The 20669-nt window shown below is 34.3% G+C and carries 24 protein-coding genes and 4 pseudogenes; 22 read left to right on the top strand and 6 right to left on the bottom strand.

What is annotated here, in order from left to right:
* Window positions 1–478: 478 nt before the first annotated feature.
* The 8 genes and pseudogenes from MJG50_RS08350 to MJG50_RS08320 all read left to right on the top strand — a co-directional run bounded on the left by MJG50_RS08350 (window position 479) and on the right by MJG50_RS08320 (window position 5164).
* Window positions 479–919: a hypothetical protein gene (locus tag MJG50_RS08350; RefSeq protein ID WP_240254608.1), complete on the top strand. Its 441-nt coding sequence runs from the start codon at window positions 479–481 to the stop codon at window positions 917–919.
* A gap of 634 nt (window positions 920–1553) precedes the next feature.
* Window positions 1554–1652 (top strand): annotated as a pseudogene (locus MJG50_RS22310) (heteromeric transposase endonuclease subunit TnsA); the annotation flags it as partial.
* Window positions 1653–2198: 546 nt separating this feature from the next.
* Complete coding sequence (locus tag MJG50_RS08340) at window positions 2199–2945, top strand: TnsD family Tn7-like transposition protein (RefSeq protein ID WP_345893220.1); 747 nt, start codon at window positions 2199–2201, stop codon at window positions 2943–2945.
* 299 nt (window positions 2946–3244) lie between these two features.
* A pseudogene (locus MJG50_RS08335) lies at window positions 3245–3667 on the top strand (RHS repeat-associated core domain-containing protein); the annotation flags it as partial.
* Complete coding sequence (locus tag MJG50_RS08330) at window positions 3647–4063, top strand: EndoU domain-containing protein (RefSeq protein ID WP_345893221.1); 417 nt, start codon at window positions 3647–3649, stop codon at window positions 4061–4063. The pseudogene MJG50_RS08335 and the gene MJG50_RS08330, both read left to right, overlap by 21 nt.
* A 14-nt stretch (window positions 4064–4077) precedes the next feature.
* On the top strand, window positions 4078–4536 hold the full coding sequence (locus MJG50_RS08325) for a hypothetical protein (protein WP_240254604.1): 459 nt from the start codon (window positions 4078–4080) through the stop codon (window positions 4534–4536).
* Window positions 4537–4626: 90 nt separating this feature from the next.
* Window positions 4627–4821, top strand: a pseudogene (locus tag MJG50_RS22450) (polymorphic toxin type 17 domain-containing protein); the annotation flags it as partial.
* Window positions 4822–4831: 10 nt separating this feature from the next.
* Window positions 4832–5164 (top strand): hypothetical protein, encoded by a 333-nt coding sequence (locus tag MJG50_RS08320; RefSeq protein WP_240254602.1) that lies wholly within the window; start codon window positions 4832–4834, stop codon window positions 5162–5164.
* A gap of 756 nt (window positions 5165–5920) precedes the next feature.
* Here MJG50_RS08320 and MJG50_RS08315 read toward each other — a convergent pair.
* From MJG50_RS08315 to MJG50_RS08300, 4 genes are all read right to left on the bottom strand, one after another.
* The gene (locus tag MJG50_RS08315; RefSeq protein ID WP_240254600.1) at window positions 5921–6277 is read right to left on the bottom strand and encodes a hypothetical protein; all 357 of its coding nucleotides are present in this window, start codon (window positions 6275–6277) and stop codon (window positions 5921–5923) included.
* Between the two features lie 282 nt (window positions 6278–6559).
* On the bottom strand, window positions 6560–7114 hold the full coding sequence (locus tag MJG50_RS08310) for a D-glycero-alpha-D-manno-heptose-1,7-bisphosphate 7-phosphatase (protein WP_240254598.1): 555 nt from the start codon (window positions 7112–7114) through the stop codon (window positions 6560–6562).
* A gap of 142 nt (window positions 7115–7256) precedes the next feature.
* Window positions 7257–7706 (bottom strand): GNAT family N-acetyltransferase, encoded by a 450-nt coding sequence (locus MJG50_RS08305; protein WP_240254596.1) that lies wholly within the window; start codon window positions 7704–7706, stop codon window positions 7257–7259.
* 113 nt (window positions 7707–7819) lie between these two features.
* Window positions 7820–8080 carry a hypothetical protein gene (locus MJG50_RS08300; protein WP_240254595.1) on the bottom strand — a complete coding sequence of 87 codons (261 nt, stop codon included), beginning with the start codon at window positions 8078–8080 and terminating at the stop codon, window positions 7820–7822.
* 430 nt (window positions 8081–8510) lie between these two features.
* On the opposite strand from MJG50_RS08300, the gene MJG50_RS08295 reads away from it, so the two are divergent.
* The 5 genes from MJG50_RS08295 (at window position 8511) to MJG50_RS08275 (ending at window position 12885) form a co-directional block, all read left to right on the top strand.
* A complete protein-coding gene (locus MJG50_RS08295; protein WP_240254593.1) occupies window positions 8511–9020 on the top strand; it encodes a MepB family protein in 510 nt (169 codons plus the stop codon).
* 403 nt (window positions 9021–9423) lie between these two features.
* On the top strand, window positions 9424–10014 hold the full coding sequence (locus MJG50_RS08290) for a TetR/AcrR family transcriptional regulator (RefSeq protein WP_240254591.1): 591 nt from the start codon (window positions 9424–9426) through the stop codon (window positions 10012–10014).
* Window positions 10007–11101 carry a DUF418 domain-containing protein gene (locus tag MJG50_RS08285; protein ID WP_240254589.1) on the top strand — a complete coding sequence of 365 codons (1095 nt, stop codon included), beginning with the start codon at window positions 10007–10009 and terminating at the stop codon, window positions 11099–11101. The genes MJG50_RS08290 and MJG50_RS08285 overlap by 8 nt, the downstream gene beginning before the upstream one ends.
* 461 nt (window positions 11102–11562) lie before the next feature.
* On the top strand, window positions 11563–12528 hold the full coding sequence (locus MJG50_RS08280) for a polysaccharide deacetylase family protein (RefSeq protein ID WP_431307267.1): 966 nt from the start codon (window positions 11563–11565) through the stop codon (window positions 12526–12528).
* A gap of 63 nt (window positions 12529–12591) precedes the next feature.
* Window positions 12592–12885, top strand: a complete 294-nt coding sequence (locus MJG50_RS08275) for a hypothetical protein (protein ID WP_240254585.1) — start codon at window positions 12592–12594, stop codon at window positions 12883–12885.
* 159 nt (window positions 12886–13044) lie between these two features.
* Here MJG50_RS08275 and MJG50_RS08270 read toward each other — a convergent pair whose 3' ends face one another.
* The gene (locus MJG50_RS08270) at window positions 13045–13818 is read right to left on the bottom strand and encodes a DUF2935 domain-containing protein (protein WP_240254583.1); all 774 of its coding nucleotides are present in this window, start codon (window positions 13816–13818) and stop codon (window positions 13045–13047) included.
* A gap of 264 nt (window positions 13819–14082) precedes the next feature.
* Here MJG50_RS08270 and MJG50_RS08265 point away from each other — a divergent pair.
* Window positions 14083–14181, top strand: a pseudogene (locus MJG50_RS08265) (zinc-binding dehydrogenase); the annotation flags it as partial.
* 146 nt (window positions 14182–14327) lie between these two features.
* On the opposite strand, the gene MJG50_RS08260 reads toward MJG50_RS08265, so the two are convergent.
* On the bottom strand, window positions 14328–14801 hold the full coding sequence (locus tag MJG50_RS08260) for a hypothetical protein (RefSeq protein WP_240254581.1): 474 nt from the start codon (window positions 14799–14801) through the stop codon (window positions 14328–14330).
* 143 nt (window positions 14802–14944) lie between these two features.
* Between MJG50_RS08260 and MJG50_RS08255 the strand changes: the two genes are divergently transcribed.
* The 8 genes from MJG50_RS08255 (at window position 14945) to MJG50_RS08220 (ending at window position 20423) form a co-directional block, all read left to right on the top strand.
* On the top strand, window positions 14945–15556 hold the full coding sequence (locus MJG50_RS08255; RefSeq protein WP_240254579.1) for a CGNR zinc finger domain-containing protein: 612 nt from the start codon (window positions 14945–14947) through the stop codon (window positions 15554–15556).
* An 86-nt stretch (window positions 15557–15642) separates the two neighbouring features.
* The gene (gene map, locus MJG50_RS08250; protein WP_240254569.1) at window positions 15643–16383 is read left to right on the top strand and encodes a type I methionyl aminopeptidase; all 741 of its coding nucleotides are present in this window, start codon (window positions 15643–15645) and stop codon (window positions 16381–16383) included.
* Between the two features lie 311 nt (window positions 16384–16694).
* Window positions 16695–17225, top strand: coding sequence for a hypothetical protein (locus MJG50_RS08245; RefSeq protein WP_240254560.1), 531 nt, complete (start codon window positions 16695–16697; stop codon window positions 17223–17225).
* A gap of 36 nt (window positions 17226–17261) precedes the next feature.
* Window positions 17262–17885, top strand: a complete 624-nt coding sequence (locus MJG50_RS08240; protein WP_240254558.1) for an ECF transporter S component — start codon at window positions 17262–17264, stop codon at window positions 17883–17885.
* A 118-nt stretch (window positions 17886–18003) separates the two neighbouring features.
* Window positions 18004–18630, top strand: coding sequence for an FMN-binding negative transcriptional regulator (locus tag MJG50_RS08235; protein WP_240254556.1), 627 nt, complete (start codon window positions 18004–18006; stop codon window positions 18628–18630).
* A 12-nt stretch (window positions 18631–18642) separates the two neighbouring features.
* Window positions 18643–19209, top strand: coding sequence for a DUF4256 domain-containing protein (locus tag MJG50_RS08230; protein ID WP_240254554.1), 567 nt, complete (start codon window positions 18643–18645; stop codon window positions 19207–19209).
* An 82-nt stretch (window positions 19210–19291) separates the two neighbouring features.
* Window positions 19292–19858, top strand: coding sequence for a Uma2 family endonuclease (locus MJG50_RS08225; protein WP_240254552.1), 567 nt, complete (start codon window positions 19292–19294; stop codon window positions 19856–19858).
* 175 nt (window positions 19859–20033) lie between these two features.
* A complete protein-coding gene (locus MJG50_RS08220) occupies window positions 20034–20423 on the top strand; it encodes a hypothetical protein (protein ID WP_240254550.1) in 390 nt (129 codons plus the stop codon).
* Window positions 20424–20669 lie beyond the last annotated feature (246 nt).

Raw genomic sequence — 20669 nt, 5'->3', positions numbered from 1 at the left:
GTGGTGTGAGAGGGTCGAACGAATCAAAATTCCGATTCGTTCACTCTACTCGATTTAATGATCAAAAAAGAACCGCTTCTGTCATTTATATCCGCTTCGTTTTTTCATATCATTATCCTTTCCATCTATCTTGTCCCGCTTCTTTCCCTCAAACATTCATTATTCAAGTCCTTCCATCCTATACTCATGCTTTTTTCACTCTTTTTCACTGGTATTACAAACGGGCTTTTAATCGGTCATTTATGGCTCCCTTTTGAGCTTATACTTTAAAGACCATCGGTCTATTCCAGTAGTATCAAGGCTTTTAGGCATAGAACAGACTAAGACATTCAATCTATTGTCCTGCTTCATTATCCGATATAAGATAGAATATATAAGCGATTTATGACTGCCTCACATGGATGTGCTTAACCTTTTCCACAAGCACCCCCGTCTTACGCTTACCTCAAACAAAACCTCATATTAAGGAGACCTCAATATGTCTAATCAAACATTTTCCCAACAAATTAACGAATATCTTTGGATATCGCACAAATATGTGATTGATTCTTATAACTTGCTTCTCAAAGAAGATAATGAAGATTTGTACTTGTACGGAGTTACTACACTAAATGATGCATTATTCTCACTTCCTAATCTGTTGGATGATTTCAAATATATTACTAACCCAAATGATGAAACTTGGCACAAAATATGGGAAAAGGTTAATGTAGGCTTAGGCATTATCGTGAAAAGTCTTGAACTATTTTCGGAAAAAAATCCAGAGGATATAAGGATTTTAGAATATCTTTGGTATTTATTTGATAATGCCTATTATAAGATTGAAGAGATATTGGAATGCAATTTTGACTTTGATTATAATTTCAAAGAAATAATGAATTGGATACAAGAGCTACAAAAAGACATTATCTGCTTCTGAGGATAAGATCAATCAGCGAGATATTGATATCAAAGGATCGAGTAGCGTACCATCGGTACGCCATTCGGTTCTTTTTTGCTTATAAATAGTGTGAATAGGAAGAAGCGTGAGGAAGGTTTGGGTTGAAAGGGGGATAAGTTGTGAATAACGGAATTGAAGCGGGAAAAAGGGAATGGGGAAATGTGAGATATCAACAAGTTATACACAAAATAGGGCGATCAAAGAGTAAAAGTGGGAGGAAGATCTTGAAGAAAAGCCTGAAAAGGCTTGAAAAAGAAGGGGAATCAACCCTTTTATCCTTATCCCTTACCTCTATTTTGGACAAACTTTTTTATCTCTGAGACATTGAAAATTCGGTACAAGATTGATCAAAAGTGGGAGAAAAGGCAGGACAAACTTTATTCAATTAAAAAAGATGGGAAAAGGGCGTAAGGGCAAGCGGGATAAGGGATTGTGCTGAAAAAAGCGGGTGGAGGATTGCCTAAACTTTTTTATGGCTGAACAAATTTGTGGATTTGAAAGAAAGATGTACCGTTTATAAAAAAGATGTACTGTTTTGAAGAAAGTTATACCGTTTATAAAAAAGTTGCACTGTTTTACCCCTTTGGATAATATTGTCTAAAGGGGTGTTTTTATGTCAAAAAGAAAGAGAACATCTAAAAATGAGAAGTGGATTAAAGAAGGCCGTGGCTCAGGTACTGGTTCAGAATATAAACCATGGCTAAAGATTCAAGTATCTCCCTGTCTTATTCTTCTTCCCCACGCTAAAAAGTCGGTACCTACTGCTAAATAGTTGGTATCCAAACGGCAAAGGAAGCGGGAATAGCAACGGGCAGTCTATCATGTAATCAATCGTTATTCAATCGGTTTTTTTAATCAAAATTCGAGGCTGGGTCCATTAGTGATCCAGTCTTTTTGTTTTGCTCATTATCTGTCCAATCCCTTGACCAATAAGGGATTCAATCGTTTTCTCCAACAAAAAATCCGTAGGATTTCCAATCTCTATTCAGTGTGTTTTCTAACTGTATCACCATAGCAAAATTGCTACACATGCCATCTTTTCTCTTGATTCTTACCTCCATTACCGGTACAAACTCTTTAACATTGTCAAAATATTCGATACAACCCGGAGCAGAAAAAAGAGGTCGAAAATGGGGGTTTTGGGGAAGAACTTAATAGCAGAATGGAATGAAGAAGAAAGGCGAGAAAAGAGGGGTGGGGCTTAGAACGGCAAGGGTTTGAGGGGAGTGAGGGGGAGAGGAAGGCAGGGAAGGACTTTTTGGCAGGGGAATATCAAGATGTATCTTCACTAGGTCGCTCAACCCGTTTAAAAGGAATAAAAACAAACAGGCAGCATGAGTTTTTATCAGATTTGGAACGAAACTACTTAAATATAACTGAATTCTCAGAATCTATTATTGATATTAAAAAATATCTTTCTTCAGAGATAAAAATTGAAGGATTATCAGACAACGATACTCCTTCGATGTTGCTGACTTATCGAAATCAATTATTAAAAGGAATGCAACAATATCCAAGTTATTCAAGAACTCAAATTCGTAAGTGTTTCCCAAAAGAATATACATACTTGTATAGTCACGATAAAGTGTGGCTGTTTGAAAAGTTGCCTATAATTCAGGAGAAGAAGAATAACAAAGCAATCGTCGATTGGGCATCACGTGATCGAGAATACTGCTCTAAAGTAGAGAAGCTTTACAAGGAGTTAATCGAGCTAGATAAACCTGTTCGAATTACAATCTCGAATATTGGAAAACGACTTGAGATATTATCAAACTTGGAGAAACATCTTGATAAACTCCCCCAGACTAAAAAGCTCCTATTTGAAACTACGGAATCTACTCAGCAATTCCAAATCAGACGTTGTTGTAAGATTATTGACCGAATATTACAGAGGCAAGAACCAGTTGTATTATGGAAAGTACAGCGTATTGGCGCTGTTAAGTCACATCATTTTCATGAAATAGAACCGTATTTGGAAAAATATTTACGAACGAAACAGGAATGAAAATTTATGAGCAAACAACAGGTTAAAATTGCTTGGCCTTTTGCAAAAGGTGAAAAAGCACAACTGAAATGGATTAGTGAACCATTTCGATATGATCATATATGATGATTAAAGCTTATTTTCGCTCACAAGGCCGTACAGAAGGTATATTAATGGATTGGGGTACATTATTACCATGCTTGGCAATCCAACATTTTTATACTGACGGCATCATAACGGCAAGTAAAGCCCCTGAAGGTGTACAAGAGATAGATATGACTATTTATCCTAATAAAGTTAAATATCACGAACGCCCTTGGTCTATTCTTTATGAAACTGACGGTTCAAATAAAGTTGTAAGAGAATATACGTATAATGACAATGGCCAACCAGCAACGATGACAACGAATGGACAAACCTATTATTATTTGTATAATCAACATGGTGATGTCATTGCATTAACTGATTCTGTCGGAAAAGTAGTTGCCTCATACAGCTATGATGCATGGGGAAATATCTTAAGCCAATCAGGAACAATCGCAGCGGAAAACCCTTACCGTTATGCAGGGTATAGATACGATGAAAATACAAAGTTGTATTATTTAATGGCTAGATATTATAATCCAGATACAGGTGTATTTTTATCGCAAGATCCAGACCCTGGAAATACATTTAGTCCATTAACTATGAATGGATATTCATATACAACAAATAATCCAGTTATGAATATTGACCCAGACGGCCAAAGAACTATGCCGTTAAAACAAGAGAAATTTATACCAGGTGGTTACGGTACTCCTAAAGGTGGGAGTTTTGGTGGTGGAGGTAAATCTAACAGTACTAGTAAAGCTATAAGTTTGCCTTCATATAAAAAAGTAAAAATTGATATGGAACATATTATGTCAGGGCACTCTAGAGCAGGCGGAAGAGCTACACAAAGTGGGATGAAAGACTTATTCCCAAGTAATATGAATCAAAAGCAAATAGAAAATGCGATTAGAAATGCTTATCGAAATGGAAAGAGGGTAAAAACACAAGGCGATAGAGTAAAGGTACATGGGAAAAGTGGTGGGATGAGGATAGAAATGTGGGTTAATACCAAAACTAAAGTTATAGAAACGGCGTATCCTATGTTTTAAACGAGGTGAATATTGTGGATTTGGTAGAAATTGAAATGAACATAGATTTAGATACTTTATCTATAAATAATCGCAATGTTATTACCGGTGAAATTTATTTTTCATTTAATGGCGAATATTTTCCTGAAAGAGGGTGGAATGACTTTATTGTCGTGATATTAACTTGGTGGCATACTGCACTAATAAATTTAAAAAATAGTCGCCAAAATGGAATTGTTCAGGAATTTGATTTTATGGATGGACCATTATTAGTACGAGGTTTTAAAATATCGGATGATATTATAGAATTGCGATTTATTAGGAAAACGATAGGCTCTGAACACATTTTTTTTACATGTCAAACTAGTATCAATAGTTTTAAAAAGACTTTATTAAAAAGAACCAAACAGCTATTAACAGATATTAAAGGTAGAAATTGGAAGTCGGGTGACATTGAAGAATTAGAGAAATTGTGGAAAATTTTAGGTGAATAAATAGTTACTCCAAAGGTTTAAAATTTACCCTATAGGTAGACATTTAAAAAAGTCTACCTATAGGGTTTTTGTATATGAGTTCCTACTGGTAATTGGTCACCTTCTCAACCTTTACCTAAAAAAAATGGTGGTTATATAGACAAATTCGGAAATGTTTGGACAAAAGGTCAATCTTTTGAATGGGATGTTCAACTTTCAAGAACAGGATAAAATCAATTAGGACATCTTAGTAGGGATGGGTCACATTTAAATGTGTCATTAGATGGTAAAATAACTCATAAATAGGTGAATGGTAATGTTTATTAGGTTATATGTAAATGCAAATAGTGAGCTAGAAGCAAATTTAGTTTTAGAAAAAGTTCTTAATATTTTCCAACCTATTTTAAAGAGTAAAGGAGCCCAGAAGGTAGAACCATATTGGAAGATTGAAGGAGTATACATTGTAGAAATTACAATGTTAATTTCAGATCGTAAAACCCAAGGGGAAATAACTGAAGTTTTGGAGAGGATTTCAGATAATTGGACAAGGTTTGGAAGTCCTGTAACTGAACTTTTAGCCTCTGATACAACTGAAAATTGTAATTTTTTATTGGATGGACTTAAAATGATAAATATTCATTTTGAGTGATAACAAAGCCTTAGGAGGCAGTGTCTCTTAAGGCTTTTAATTTTAGTGGGGACGTATGAAGAGTAATCCTCTCCTTGCCTAGAGATTAAAGCTAACCCATGAAATCGCTGTATGATACTTAAACAAATTAAAAAGGGCGTACAATTTTCGTGAAATATATGCCCTTTTTAAAGTATCTTTTCGCATGAAAATATTTAAAAAATCATCAGTACCACCATATTTGACTGAAAAAAGTTTTTCTTCGTTTTCTCCGGCTGTCGTGTATTTTTTACTTTTAGCTATCCGGCGAATAAAGCGAATAACTCACTTTTTGTAGCTTTGAAATAAAGACGTACTGTTTATAAAAAAGTTGTACCGTTTTAAAGAAAGTCCTACCGCTTGTAAAACAGTTGAGTTTGAATTATCTATACTTCAATTTTTCCTATTGAACTAACGAGGGAGGCTAGTAACTAAATAATTTTATTGGAAAGATGAATAATTATGTTTAATAAGATTCTTGTCGCTCTAATAAACTTTCAGTTAATACATTAAAGCCGTTAATGACACAAGTTTGCACAAGTATTGGTCTTGGTATTTTAGTAATTAAAGAAATTCAGCATTTAAGTTTAAGGGGTGTAGGATCAAAGCTAATGCTTAATTTTTTTACGACCCTAAGCAATACTATTGGCATTCTGTGTTGTTTCACTGGAGTATGTGGACCAGTTTATTTTTTACTTTTCTCTTTGGTCAACTTTTATTTATATTTCTAAAAACTAACTAAACTCCAAACTGTTTTAAATGATGGTCTAGGTGCTTGTATATTCCTATTCCCCATTGCTCGGAAGTAAGTTTACCGAAAAATGGATGTGGATGAGTCGTACACTTCTCTGGACCATTATTTTGGGCTAATGGCTTGTCGTTATAAAAAATTGGTTTCACAAAGTTTCCTATTAATATTCCTAACCAACCTCTCGCTGGAAAAGAATGTCCCATTGCAATGTCTTGAAAGGATGAGCAATGTGCTAGCATTTGGGCAACACCCATTTTACCCCATTGGGGTTTTGAATTTGAGTTTAATATGTCAATACGGTTTAAAATTTCCTCTGAATGCAATTGATTAAAAATATTTTTCATTTGTGCATCTCCCTTTACCAATCTACCTCTATATCGCCACAAAAAATCCATTTATTCTGTTCTGCTTCTTTAGATAGCAATTTTCTCAAAAATCTAAAAACAATAATAACATAATAATCCAATTTTGTTCGAAAATCATATTCTATTAAATGGCCGTTGAAAAAAAGCTAATGGCGATTGTTCAACTAAACTGCACCGTTAGTACAATAACTTCAACAAAAATAAGCGATAATCCTCTTGGACTATCGCCCCCGTTAGTTCAATCAGAAAAATGCTTATTATTTAGCTACTTAAGTCGATAAGTATCCATTCAACCGCAGTAAACACGTTGTCGGCTACATAATTGACCTTCAACTTTTCTGAAGTGCTGTTGGATAACTCCTTAAAGGACTTCAAACCTCTTCCAGTTTTAACTAATATTTTTTTTGCACCAACACTTTCAGCAGATAACATATCACTTAATCTATCTCCAATAATATAACACTTATTTAAGTCCAAATTATTTTCTATTTTAGCCTTCTCTAATAGAGTAGTTAGAGGTTTACGACAATTACAATTATCCTCTGGTTTATGAGGACAATAATAAATTCCTTCTAAATAAGCATTATTTTTCTCTAATTCTTTCTCTATCTCTTTACACCCTTCAAGAAAGGTCTGTTCAGTAAACTTACCCATCCCTATCCAACTTTGGTTAGTAAAGAGAAAAACCTTTAATCCTTTTTTATTAAGGAGGTTAATAGCTTTAGCCGAATATTCGTAAAGACTAAATTCTAAAGGATGAATTCCTCCACCATCCCCACCAATTGTTCCATCACGGTCTAAGAATACTCCAATCATATGATTTACCACCTTTCACTCTCAAACATAACCTAAAAAACTTTTTCTTTAACTATTCTGCCCTGTTAGTTTAATACCTTCAACAAAAAGGTGCATTAATCTTTCTTGGATCAACGCACCCTTTAGTTAAATAGTAGTCCAATTATTTATTCAACTGCCAATAAAGCATACCGTTATCTCTCTTTATTTTTGTCATCTTTAGTTTCTCTAACACTTTAATCGAAGGGGTATTATCCTCAAAACATTTAGCCATTATCTTATTTACCGAATCAGAGTTAAACGCCCATTCAATGATACATTTTAATCCTTCTGTTGCATAACCTTTATTCTGTTTTGATGATGTAATACCATAACCAACTTCAACTGATTTTTCTTCGTTAGGTTTACCTTTAAACCCAATATCCCCAATAATTTTGTTAGTTTGTTTATCAATAACAAGCCAAACACCCCAACCTAAAACAGATGTATCTCTTTTTAATTTCTCAAGATACATTCCAATATGAGGACCAAGTTCGTATTCTTTTGTTGAATAAGTTAATAATGACTCAATAGTACAAGGGGTAAGCTTTAGTCTCTCCGTTTGTAGCTCCATATTTATTTCCTTTCTCCTTTTCCATTTCATGCAATTGTTCAATAATCCTGACTCGTTAGTACAATTACTTCAACAAAAATAAGCGATAATCCTTCTTAGATCGTCGCTACCCTTTAGTTAAAGAAGAAATCAATAATCCGTTGCAATAAAAAAGCTAATATAGATATTGCCACTACATCAAACGCAATCTTTTTCTTTTCTCTGGTTTTATATTTTGAATCGAAAAGTAATCTATAAATGTAAAAAACAGTAAAGATAGCAAGTAGTTCAAGGAAATTAAATCCCATTTCATAGCCCCAATTCTTTTTATTACTGTATTTCAACGTACACCCAAAATTTTCCTTCTCCTTACTAAACAAACCTGCCCAATGCATTTCCCAAAATTCTCCTGTTTGATGTGTAGATTACTTGAGAATTCTTCAACAAATTTATGTTTTAAACTATCCAATCTAGGATCTACTTCAATACTTCTAAAAGAATTTAATTCATCCCTATAGAAGGAAAAGAGATCATTGACCGATAAATCTAAACTCCCACATAACCTGCTTATAAATAAGTCTAAGATTGGCCATTTGTTGGGGAGGAAGGATTAGGAAGTGAGTATCCGTATTGGGTATAATAATAAGATTAAAAACTCATCTATATGTCATCAAATTGGTTCAAGCGGAGAGAATAATGAAACAAACAAAAAGAAAAAATTCCACGAAAGACATCCAGCGTTTTAGGCATTGTGTTCAAATTAAGCTAATATTGATTTGAAAGGCGTTGGAAAAAGTAGATATAAAAAATAGGGGATGCAAAGCAATGAATGAATTTTATAGTGCGTTAACATATGTAAATAAAATGTTTTATGAACCCAATCACTTAACCATAAAAGCTGTCGAAGAAGAAGCTCAAAATTCAGATTATGGGGCTGGTATATTTCAGCTAAATTCAAAATCAATTAGATTTAGAGTCGCAAAAATAACACCAACCAAGATAGGACAGTTTGTTGCTTTTTGGGAGAAGGATGGGGATAATAAAAACCAAGCCTATTCATATGAAAAAGCTACTGATTTATTGGTTATCAATACTTTTACTAGAAATAATAATTTTGGACAATTCGTCTTTCCAAAAGAAGTACTTGTAAAACAAAATATCATTAAAACAGCCATTACAAAAGGAAAAATGGCAATTAGAGTTTACCCTAGATGGGAAAATCCCACTAGCAAACAAGCTATTGAAACACAGAAATGGCAATTAGAATACTTTGTTGGGATGAACAATATAAATAGTTTCCCAATACAAGAACTATTAAAGCTATACTCTAATTAAAATTGGATATTTCTAAATGTGGTTTTAAAATAAATTTCGATAATTTAAAACAAAGTATTCCATTTTTGTAAACAGGTGCTTTTGTTGAAGAATGAACGAAAAATGATCAAATTTTATTTTTTATAAAGATTGATAATTTATACTAAAGTTTGATTAAAAATCCTGTGTTAATTTTTCTACGCAGGTTTTTTTCTTATTCCACAATAGGGCCAAATTGTGGAGTAACTCATTTTAAAATTCAATAGATATTTATGAGTAGGATTGTGAATAAATGTAATATTATCAAAGTAGGTTTATAGAATAAGGAATCGTAAATAACATATTTTAAACAAATTCATCCATTTATTTGTTTTTCGTGTTATCATTTATTTACCGACCGGTAAGTAAATGATGAGGTGATGATATGAGGAATAGGGAAGAAACATATGGTCTTATTGTAGAGTCAGCTTATAAAATGTTTGCGGAAAATGGATTTGATAAAACGAGTTTATCCATGATTGCTAAAGAAGTAGGCATTTCAAAGCCTGCGATTTATTATTATTTTGACTCGAAAGAAAAACTAATTGATGTTCTATTTGAGGAAATTTGTAAGGAAATTGTGAACCAATATACATTAACGGTTGATGATTTGACAGCTACTAACTTTGAACACTATCTGCTGACCATTGGTTTTGAAATGATTGAGGAACAGGAAAGAGATGTTAATTTTAATAAAATATTTAATGAGTACATCCTTTTAGCAACAAGGAAAGATAAATACATGAATGAATTAAATAAAATACAGATGGGTTATTTTGAAAACTTTAGTAAGGTCATGAATCATGGCGTTAAGATTGGTGTCGTTGACGGGGAAAGGATAGAATCTAAATCTAATATGCTTGTAATGGTTATAGATAATATCGGTAATTTTATACTGACAGGGCTAGAATTAGATTACAAGACGATATGGGAAGAAGCCGTGAAAAGTGTGCTTAGAGGTGTAAGAAATGACTAAACATCAAATTACAAATGGGCGGATAGAGGGATTGGATTTTGCTAGAGCCTTAGCATTATTTGGAATGTTCGTTGTGAACTATAAAGTAATCGTGGAGGCTGAGGGGAATGGATCAGAGTGGTTAATTTGGTTTACAGAACTTTTTCAAGGAAGAGCATCCGCAGTTTTTGTTTTGCTGGCTGGAATTGGAATATCCTTAATGACTAAGAAAGCTAGAAATGGAGATTCAAATATAATAAGGATAAGTAAGAAAAATATTTGGAAAAGATCTGCTTTTCTATTTTTATTAGGTATGGTTTTATATGTTGTAGGTTGGACTGGAGATATTCTACATTACTACGGTGTATTTATGTTTATCGCTTCATTTTTAATTGCTACTTCTAGCAAAATGATTATTATTATTTGTTCCCTTTTTGGCCTAATTGCACAAATTATGCAGGTTACAAGTAACTATTTAAAGGGATGGAATCACGATAGACCATTTATAGAGTACACAGACTTTTGGACTATCGAAGGGTTTATGAGAAATTTATTGTTTAATGGATATCATCCTATATTTCCTTGGATCTGTTTCTTTTTATTAGGTATGATAATAGGTAGACTCGAATTGACAAATAAGAATTTAATAAAAAAAATGGGGAACATATCCTTTTTACTTTTACTATTTTTTGAAATTACATCCAGAGTTCTTCTCCAATCCTCGCTAAAAATACTAGATTTAGAAAGTGCAAGTTATTTATTTCAAACAGGACCCATTCCTCCTAATTTATTCTACCTAACTTCCAATGCTTCTTCAGCTGTACTTATCGTAGTCATTTCCATTAATGTTACAAGGAAATTCTCGGGGAATTGGCTGGTGAAGGCCTTAATTAATACGGGTCAACTATCATTAACTCATTATGTAAGTCACGTATTTGTTGGTATAGGGATATTGGTTTTATTAGGTAGATTGGTAAATCAGACACTTGAATTATCGCTGATATTTTCCACCTTGTTTTTTGTAGGGAGCATGTTGTTCTCAATAATATGGAGAAAGAAATTTAAAAGAGGCCCAATTGAATGGATGATGAGAAAGCTTGTAAACTAAAATGAACTTGTATTTTGGACTTTTTCAATCAGTGAATAGTAAGGTGCTAATGGGACAGAATCCATTTTGATCAATATTTTTTTCAAAATGGATTCTTTTAAATTGTTGAAAAATGCCGGTTTGTGAGTTTTTTTGATCGAACATTATTCAAAAACAACACGAATTTATCTCCCTGCTTTATAGTTGGTATCCAAACGGCAAAGGAAGCGGGAAGAGCAGCGGGCAGTCTATCATGTAATATCAATCATTATCAATCTGCTTTTTTAATCAAAAACCAAATAAAATTCGAGGCTGGATTCAATAGTGATCTAGTCTTTTTGTTTTGTTGTTTCTAATTTTGTTTATCATACAGTTTCACAAAAGTAACTTTCACCTTAAACTTTTCTGAAAGTAAAGTGATTTATTCTTATGAATGGGAAACCTAATATTATGCAAATAGCAAAATGGAGGATTTTAAAATGATACGGAAAAAGGTTGGTAACTATTTATTAATTTCAGGTATGATAGTCCTATTTTTTGGAATATTTATTTACCCACATAAAGCCATGTCAACAGGATCCAATAATAGAGGAACTTTCACATCTTCCTCTGAAATAAATAAGGACAATACTCTTTATAGAAAGATTCAGATGTATAGTGATCAGCATAAAATTGAGCCAATTGACGCAAAGGTAGACAGAGTATGGAAAGCAATACCCGGATATAATGGGCTGAGTGTAGATATTAATGCCAGTTACAAAAAGATGAAGAAAAGCGGTGAATTTGATAAAAATAAGATTGTTTTTAAGGAGGTATCTCCAAAAGTCCATTTAGAGGATTTGGATCCTGAACCGATTTATAGGGGCAATCCACAAAAACCGATGGTGGCTTTTTTGATCAACGTCGCCTGGGGGAATGAATTCATCCCAGGAATGCTAAAAGTTTTAAGTAATCACGAAACAAAGGCAACGTTTTTCTTTGACGGAAGTTGGGTTAAAAAAAATCCTGAATTAGCCAAAATGATTAAGGATGCTGGTCATGAAATTGGCAACCACGCATATAGTCACCCCAATCTTCAACAGCGTACCGAGGCTGAAACAATGGCAGAACTGAAAAAGACAAATGATGTCATTAAAGAAACTCTTGGTATAACACCCAAGTGGTTTGCCCCGCCAAGTGGGAGTTTTAATCAGGTAACCATTCAAGTAGCTAACCGGTTAGATATGAAAACCGTTATATGGACGGTTGATACGGTTGATTGGAGAAAACCCGCAACATCGGAAATGGTTAGAAGGGTTGTTTCGAAGGTAGGGAATGGATCAATGGTTCTAATGCACCCTACAAAGCCAACGGCTGAAGGATTGGATACCATGATAATGGACATAAAAGCAAAAGGATACAAGCTCGGTACTGTCAGCGAACTTATGAGTGAAAAGCGTGTAAATTAATTAGACAGCTAAAAAAGAGAAAGCGGATATAAAATGTGTTCGAATAAGGGTGAGATTATCCAAATGAATGAAAAGAAGACGCTAAGCGAACAAGAGTGGGTTTATAATTATTTACAAGATAAGAAAAGTCCCGTACCTCTAGTTATAGGCACTAGAGGTACCTGGGGCATAAATGGTAAGATGGCTATTATCTTAATCGCTTTTACAATACCGGATATAATGGTTTTTAGAGAAATGCATAACGTTGTAGAAAATCCAATAAGAAAAGTAAAATATAAGAATATTGTCTACTTTGCTGTAAATATAGTGGAGAAGAAACAAGTCGATTACCTTATTAACTTCTGGAAGGAAAACTGATATAAAACCTATTGTAAAAAGTCTAACAGCATTACTATCACTATGCCCAGAAATTGAGTATATTTCCACGCTCCTTTTTATCCCGTTCAAGATTATTTCAAAAAGCTGTAAATTTATCAAACAAAATAGCCAGGTGATTTCCCTCCAGATAAAGGGATATTAGGTTATAATCCCTTCCTCTAGGTTCCTCCATAGGTGATGAGCCTCTCTGGCGATATGTTCCAACAAATCTGGCGGAGATGTTGTGACTGCCGCACAACGTTTAATAAGGTCATCTAATTCTAATTTGAATGCTTCAAGATCCTTAGCTTCCTTAATAATCATCTCCCTAAAGGTTGTTAAAACTGGTAGCATTTCATTTCGGGGTTTACGTATCATTGTTCTGAGTGCGGTTGCTTGCATTAATAGCCTTTCAAATTTTTGCATCATTTCTGTAACCCTAAAGTTTAAGTCATAATTCGATATATCTAAATAGTGGCGTATATAGCCTAGGTGATCTGCCATTTGTCTTAACCAAAAGACGGTTTCATGTATAGTAGCATCTGCCACTGAGACTTGACCACCACTTTGAATTAATTTAAAGACCCTTTGGGACTCTTCAGCTTCACGTACCATGTGATCGAGAAGGGATACTGGTGTTGAAATGATTACCTCACAGTGTAAAGATTTATCCATTGTATAAGCGAGCAAACTGTGAAATTCACGTGTCGCATGTTGGGCCTCGTGAATCAGGGTACCGAGATCGCCTTGTTTCGCCTCAGCCTTTTTCCATATCGCTCCTAGGCGATGAATGTTATTCATGTTTGCACGGGCTAACTCTACTTCATAATGGCTTATTTCCCTGTCAAAGAATCGACCATGATCATAATCGTTACGTAACCAAAAGGCAATAATCCCATAGGCATCTCTTTCATAGTTATCCGTATAACCCATAACCTACACCTCCTAATTATGCGACCCATTATTCAAATAAAGCATGTATCAAAATTAGCCAAAAGTCCCATCAATGAGATTATATTCAGGTTGTGAAATCATTATGTTAGTTCCTAAAGAAGTAGGTCCAGAAGTTAAGCATCTTGTTAGATACATCCAAGCTTTTTAATCAAACTTTGGGTTTTAATTTATAGAAATTGACTATAAAAGCTAATTTTCTGGCATCATGGGGTTCATACAGAATTTTTATTAAAATGATGGAATTTAATCAGAAGAGTTTTTCCTTTTGAAGATGCTCAAAAAGCAATGGAATATGCAGAAACTGGTAGGGCTAAAGGGAAAATAATAGTAAAAATCATTTAGTTATAAGAGTAAAGAGTGTGTGAATGCAAGAGTCTCTTGATAATGATTTCTTAAGCTAGATTTTTAATCAAAAAATCAATAAAAGTTTGGGCTGGATGCCTAAAACAGCGAAACGATTGAATCCGGATCGCTGTTTTTTGTTGTGATTATGACTGGGTTGGTGCTTTAACCGTTTTGGTCATTTGACGGATCGCTCCGAGATGGTACGCTGAGTGTGCCAATGACCCTAAGATTCCATATGAGGTCTGTTCATCTAAGGAAGTGAGTGAATGAATGTTTTCAAGAAGTGTAGTGTATTCGTTTTGAAGATTGGCTTTAAATCTTGACCAGGTGTCTTCATCCACGGATGAAATCTTCCATGATTCCGACCAATCAAGATCTGGTTTTTCACCCTTCATATAGGTGTTCACCATCCACAAATAATATCTGGTATGATCTACGTGTGCTGCAAGAGTGGTACCTTGGACCGGGATGGATGCTTCTTCTGCAGATACCCTTTCGAGCGTGCCGAAAATACCGCTTCCTGGCTTTGATTCAGTGTACCAGCTTCCATTCCCACCAGGTCCATCAAATGTTTCCTTCAACAACACTTTGAAAGATTTCTTTAACATATCGTTCATCTCGTACCCTCCAAATTTTTGATAAAAACTAGAAATTCCCTTTATAACCATCTAAAATAATTTAGATGGTTAAAGTTTAATCGAGTTGGATTTAACTGTCAATATAGTTTATGATGGTTATATGAAATGAAGGAGTTTTTACAATGTCTGAAACAAACAAATATATGATGGTCGGCGAGCGGTTATGTCTCGATTTCATAAATACGATCAGTTGGCGAGAGAGTGAGGATAAAAGGCGGGATTGGTTTACGAGTTACGATAAACTAGTGGACTGGAGTCTCCATGCTGGAATAGTAGAGGAGAAGCAGGCGCATCTCCTCTTGAAAAAATCTGTACTCAATCCATCAGAATCTGAACAGACTCTTAGGCAGGCTATTCAACTGAGGGAAGCAATATACCGGATATTTTGTTCTTTCACAAAAAAGGAATTAATAAATCCAGAGGACCTGACAAACTTTAATAAAGTGATGCGTCATTATTATCAACTCATGCAGCTTGTACCGATGGAGAACGATTATTCCTTGCAATTTGATATTTCAGAAGGTGCATTTGATAGCATGCTTCCTCCAATTGTCCAGTCTGCAGTGGATATTTTGACGTCTGAGCAGGATCTGGGACGTGTTAAACATTGTGAAGGCGATCCTTGTGGTTGGCTTTTCTTCGATACGAGCCGTAATCGGAGCCGTCGCTGGTGTTCGATGGCCGACTGCGGAAACCGTGCAAAAGCTCGACGTTTTTATCAGAACAAGAAATAGTAAGAGTGATTGATGGTGTTTTTTCTATAAGTGAAGTATTTTTGAGAAAATAATAGTTGATGATTAAAGATAGTGAGGTATGAAAAATGATTGCAAAAACAGAGGAAGACTTTAATGGTTTGAAGGAAATTGGCAAAATTGTTGCCTCTATTAGAGATGAATTAGTACAAAGGACAATACCTGGTATAACGACTAAAGAGCTTGATGAAATAGCCGGAGAGATTTTTGAGAGAGAAGGTGCCGTTTCTGCTCCAAAAAGTGAATATAATTTTCCTGGCTATACTTGTATTAGTGTTAATGAAGAAGTGGCACATGGAATTCCGGGAAGTCGGGTAATTAAAGAAGGAGATTTAGTAAATGTAGATGTTTCGGGCTCAAAGAACGGTTATTTCGCAGATACAGGAATCTCATTTGTAGTAGGCGAAGGAGAAGAAGTATTAACAAAAATATGCGACATTGCTAAAAAGGCATTTGAAGCAGGTCTTAAGAAAGCAAAACCTGGTTCCAAAATAAGTGGAATTGGAAAGGTAGTATTCCAAACAGCAAAACAACATGAACTAACGGTTATCAAAAACCTTACAGGACATGGTATTGGACGTACAATACATGAAGCACCTGACCATATATGTAATTATTACGATCCATCGGATGATGAATTATTAAAGGAAGGGATGGTTATCGCATTTGAACCATTTATCTCAACCTATGAAGAAGAAGTATACCAAAAGGAAGACGGCTGGACCTATGTTACAGAACAAAGCTATGTAGCCCAATTGGAACATACGATTATTCTTACTAAAAATGGTCCGATTATTGTCACACTTTAACTTTATTCAGTAGGGGTTTAAACCCCCACTGAATAAAGTTAAAGCCTCCGGCGGATGCCTCAGATTTTTAAAGGAAGCTTTTCGAGCAAGCTCGAAAAAATCTGGGCGCAAATACGCCAAGGCGCATTTGATTGAATTCAAGTGGATCCTTCTAAGGTTGATTCCCCAATGTGGAATCGCCTTTTTTTTGTAAACTTAACGAATTGTAAATGAACAAAAAAACATTTGCAATTTTTTATTTTTATACTAAAATATAATTAAGTAAAAAAATATTTAGTAAAAAACATTTTACTAAAGAAGGGGATTTTGAAATGAGCCTATTGGATATTTATTTACAAAGGAATGGTAAAAAACGATACGATGTATTCAAACAAACTGGAATAAGTCAGCAAATGCTCTCAAGTGTTAACAAAAAAAGTGTCAGCAGTTATTCAGTTAAAACACTTCAAGCAATAGCAAAAACAGTAGAAAAAAGTGAAGGAACTGTGCTAGATGAATTATTGCTATTAGAGAACGAAAATGCTTACTTTGAAGTTTTTAATGCTGAAGAATTATTATTCGCATTTAAAAATAAAGAATCGTATATTCTAATCAAAGGTGAATACAAAAAAGAAATAGATGAATTAGCTAAGTCACAACTCTCAGATACAGAAACATTAGGTTTGGAATTAGGTTCTGCTGGACTAGTAACTGTTTTGGCAAAAGTAATGCTCCAAATAGCAGATTTATTCATTAATAAAGATGATGATAAAAAGAAAATTGAAAGCCAAATCAGTAAATATAAGTTTATAAAGCTAAATGAAAATGAAATCCTATTGTATCTCCGTCAGTTAGACTATTAATGATAACTTCAATTAAATCGACAAAGGGGTTAGAACTTGAAAATAAAAGAATTTACGTTAACTACTATTTTTTTATCTATTATACTTTTATGTGCCTTCACGCCATTTGGATTCCTACATTTAGGTATAATTAAAGCGACTATCATTCATATTCCAATAATTATAGCTTCCATTATTTTAGGGCCCAAAATAGGTTCTTTCCTAGGATTTGTGTTTGGAATTACTAGCATTGTATCAAATACAATCGCTCCAACATTATTATCCTTTGCATTTTCTCCAGCAATTCCTGTTTTAGGAACAAGCCAGGGTAGTTTTTGGGCACTATTTATTGCAATCGTTCCAAGAGTAATAGTTGGTTTGATCCCTTTCTATATTTTTAAAGCTATTCATAAATCTAAAACAAAGGAAAGGTCCAATCAGAAATCAGCTTTATTTCTAACCGGGCTACTAACAACTTTTATACATACCTTTTTAGTGATGGGTTCCATTTCATTATTATTTCAGGATGCTTATGCTCAGGCTATGAACGCAAACAGCACGGGTGCCATTTTTAAAGCGGTTTTAACCGTATTTTTTACAAATGGAGTTGTTGAAGCAATGCTTGCTGCAATTGTAACAGCAGCAGTAGCTCCGCCTCTATTAAAGATATCAAAAAAATAAATAGAAACACAACATCCCCCTCTCCAGTTGTAATTGGCAAAAATGTTTGGATAGGTTCAAATGCATAATCTAAATTTGAGGCACTAAAACACTCATATTTTTTGAAAGGTGGTTCATGATGTATATTCCTAAATACTTTAAGGTCACCGATGTTAATGAAATTATGGATTTTGTTCAAAATAACTCTTTTGGTACACTAGTCACAACAGAAAAGGGAAAACCTCTTGCTACTCATTTACCGTTGGAGTTACATAAACAAGGAGATGATTATTACATAACCGGCCATATGGCTTATGCGAATCCTCAATGGAAAACGTTCGAGGCAGAAAATGATAATGTCCTCGTTATGTATCAAGGTTCACATGCTTACATCTCATCATCTTGGTATGCACACGAAAATGTACCAACATGGAATTACCAATCTGTCCATATATATGGAACAGCTAGTATAATGAGTGAACAAGAGCTGGAGGAAGACCTTATATTATTATTACAAAAATACGAAGGACATCGTAAGTATCCAGTATTATGGGAAAGCCTTTCTCCACAAACTAAAAAACAAATCAAAGGTATTATTGGATTTAAGATTAAAATACAGGAAATACAAGCTGCATATAAATTAAGTCAGAATCGAAATGAAACGGATTATCGTAACATCATTAATCAATTACAACATGAAGGAAATCCTAATTCGAATCAAATGGCAGAATTGATGGAAAAGAGAGTTAAAGACCATAACCAATAAGGGGGAAGTAACATGACAGTAAGTGATAAAAAGGAGCCAACACAAGATCGTGAAGATCTACTCAGAATATTAAAATTTCGTTTCGAGAAAAATATGCACCGCCATAAAGATATTGAATGGGCTAAAGTCCAAGCAAAGCTAGATGCGAATCCAGATAAACTATGGTCGATTAGCGAAATGGAAATAACCGGCGGTGAACCGGATGTTATTGGATATGATCAAAAGACGGATGAGTACATTTTTTATGATTGTTCAGCAGAAAGTCCTAAAGGTCGCAGAAGTGTTTGTTACGACCGTGAAGCACTGGAGTCAAGGAAAAAACATAAGCCAGAGAATAGTGCGATGGATATGGCTGCAGATATGGGCATCGAGATTTTAACGGAAGAACAATACAGAGAGCTACAGAATCTTGGGAATTTTGATATGAAAACGTCGAGTTGGGTGCAAACACCTGCCAATATTAGAAAACTCGGTGGGGCTATCTTCTGTGATTGTCGTTATGACACTGTCTTTGTGTACCACAATGGAGCAGACTCCTACTATGGAGCTAGAGGATTCCGCGGCTCACTAAGAGTCTAGATTTTGTATAGAAAGCTAAATTTGAATTTGAGATATGCGTGAGAAGTGAGTAAAGCATAGTGAAGCTATGGGAGGGGATAAAATGCATCTATACCGTAATGATTCCATGACATTAGACGAATACTTTCAAATTCGAGAAAACTCCGATGTGCTGCTTGAATATATTGATGGATTTGTCTATATGTCACCATCACCTTCAACAAAACATCAAAGAATAACCAGAAACCTAGAGTTCAAACTCGTAAATTTTCTTGAAGGAAAGCCTTGTGAGTTGTTTCATGCACCATATGATATTGAATTGAGGAATGAAGTTTTAGAAGGAACCAAAATTGTGATACCAGATATCAGTATTATATGTAATAAAAGTGGCTTTACAGAGGCTAGATATGTTGGGGTACCCGACCTAATCATTGAAATCTTAAGTCCTTCCAATCAGTCGCATGATCTGATTACAAAGTTAAATCTCTATATGAATTACGGTGTCAAGGAGTATTGGATTGTTAATCCGATGTTGGATGCAGTATCGGTATACGCCCTCAATGATAAAAATATGTATGAACAACATGACATGCAAATAGATAAAGGTGAAGTTACATCCAAATTGCTTGAAGGTTTCCGGATTGATTTGGCATATATTTTTAAAAACTAAAATGAGTAAACACCTGTATGTATCTGTACTACAAAAGCGGGGGATCCAATCCTCCGCTTTTGTTATTGAGCAATGGTTGAGTCAATGAAAGGTCTTCTTTTTCCTCGCATAATTCTGTATAATTGTTATTACTTATCACCAAGGAAAATTCGGATAGGTGAAAGGGAGAGAACGAATGGCAATTATTTTAAAGAGAAAAATAGTAACGGCAATTCTTAGTTGTTTTCTATTTGCAATCATTTTTTCAATACCTAATGTTTTTGATTTAAATCTATTTTTAAATTTATTCTATATGAGCTTCATACTTGTAATTACATATGGTGTAATTACCTCCTCCATCAGTGATTGGATAAGTAATAAGATTTTCACTTCAACTTATGCCCGTGAAATTACCTCCTTTGTATTTCATTGTTTTTTCGGTTTAGTGTTTTTATTATTTAGTTTGGCAGCTGCAATTCTTTTTTTCGTGGTTGATCGGTTATTAAAAAAAGTAAAAATAAGATGGTGGGTTGTTTTGATAGGCCTATTAGTTGTCGCGTTGGTATTTATAATTAATATCATTTAAAAATTAAAGATGATTGTATAGAAGCGAATATTTTGCTATTATTAAATTAATTATTTATGAAATGGAGGTTTTCCTGTTGACAGCATCAATGAGATTAAGATTCCCACTTTCAATCGTTAATTGAATACGTTTGAATGCTCTACCTACGTTTAGAGCAACGGGATTGGTCTGTCTATTTTTAAGGAAACCTATATGTAACGGTTATTTGAAAAGAGGGGATGAATTTTCCCTCTTTTTTTGTTGTCT

It is taken from the genome of Fredinandcohnia quinoae, assembly GCF_022427965.1.
GTDB classification, from domain to species: domain Bacteria; phylum Bacillota; class Bacilli; order Bacillales; family Bacillaceae_L; genus Ferdinandcohnia; species Ferdinandcohnia quinoae.
The sequence above is the reverse complement of the archived record's forward strand: the minus strand, read 5'-3'. Positions and strand labels throughout refer to the sequence as shown.

Bases quoted from the DNA above. Each gene is read 5' to 3' on its own strand.
- MJG50_RS08315 (WP_240254600.1), bottom strand. From the start codon at position 6,277: ATGAAAAATATTTTTAATCAATTGCATTCAGAGGAAATTTTAAACCGT.
- MJG50_RS08260 (WP_240254581.1), bottom strand. From the start codon at position 14,801: ATGAACGATATGTTAAAGAAATCTTTCAAAGTGTTGTTGAAGGAAACA.
- MJG50_RS08225 (WP_240254552.1), top strand. From the start codon at position 19,292: ATGCATCTATACCGTAATGATTCCATGACATTAGACGAATACTTTCAA.
- MJG50_RS08230 (WP_240254554.1), top strand. From the start codon at position 18,643: ATGACAGTAAGTGATAAAAAGGAGCCAACACAAGATCGTGAAGATCTA.
- MJG50_RS08350 (WP_240254608.1), top strand. From the start codon at position 479: ATGTCTAATCAAACATTTTCCCAACAAATTAACGAATATCTTTGGATA.
- MJG50_RS08330 (WP_345893221.1), top strand. From the start codon at position 3,647: ATGAATATTGACCCAGACGGCCAAAGAACTATGCCGTTAAAACAAGAG.
- MJG50_RS08320 (WP_240254602.1), top strand. From the start codon at position 4,832: ATGTTTATTAGGTTATATGTAAATGCAAATAGTGAGCTAGAAGCAAAT.
- MJG50_RS08275 (WP_240254585.1), top strand. From the start codon at position 12,592: ATGAATGAAAAGAAGACGCTAAGCGAACAAGAGTGGGTTTATAATTAT.
- map (WP_240254569.1), top strand. From the start codon at position 15,643: ATGATTGCAAAAACAGAGGAAGACTTTAATGGTTTGAAGGAAATTGGC.
- MJG50_RS08295 (WP_240254593.1), top strand. From the start codon at position 8,511: ATGAATGAATTTTATAGTGCGTTAACATATGTAAATAAAATGTTTTAT.
- MJG50_RS08310 (WP_240254598.1), bottom strand. From the start codon at position 7,114: ATGATTGGAGTATTCTTAGACCGTGATGGAACAATTGGTGGGGATGGT.
- MJG50_RS08270 (WP_240254583.1), bottom strand. From the start codon at position 13,818: ATGGGTTATACGGATAACTATGAAAGAGATGCCTATGGGATTATTGCC.
- MJG50_RS08305 (WP_240254596.1), bottom strand. From the start codon at position 7,706: ATGGAGCTACAAACGGAGAGACTAAAGCTTACCCCTTGTACTATTGAG.
- MJG50_RS08285 (WP_240254589.1), top strand. From the start codon at position 10,007: ATGACTAAACATCAAATTACAAATGGGCGGATAGAGGGATTGGATTTT.
- MJG50_RS08255 (WP_240254579.1), top strand. From the start codon at position 14,945: ATGTCTGAAACAAACAAATATATGATGGTCGGCGAGCGGTTATGTCTC.
- MJG50_RS08235 (WP_240254556.1), top strand. From the start codon at position 18,004: ATGTATATTCCTAAATACTTTAAGGTCACCGATGTTAATGAAATTATG.
- MJG50_RS08245 (WP_240254560.1), top strand. From the start codon at position 16,695: ATGAGCCTATTGGATATTTATTTACAAAGGAATGGTAAAAAACGATAC.
- MJG50_RS08300 (WP_240254595.1), bottom strand. From the start codon at position 8,080: ATGCATTGGGCAGGTTTGTTTAGTAAGGAGAAGGAAAATTTTGGGTGT.
- MJG50_RS08290 (WP_240254591.1), top strand. From the start codon at position 9,424: ATGAGGAATAGGGAAGAAACATATGGTCTTATTGTAGAGTCAGCTTAT.
- MJG50_RS08220 (WP_240254550.1), top strand. From the start codon at position 20,034: ATGGCAATTATTTTAAAGAGAAAAATAGTAACGGCAATTCTTAGTTGT.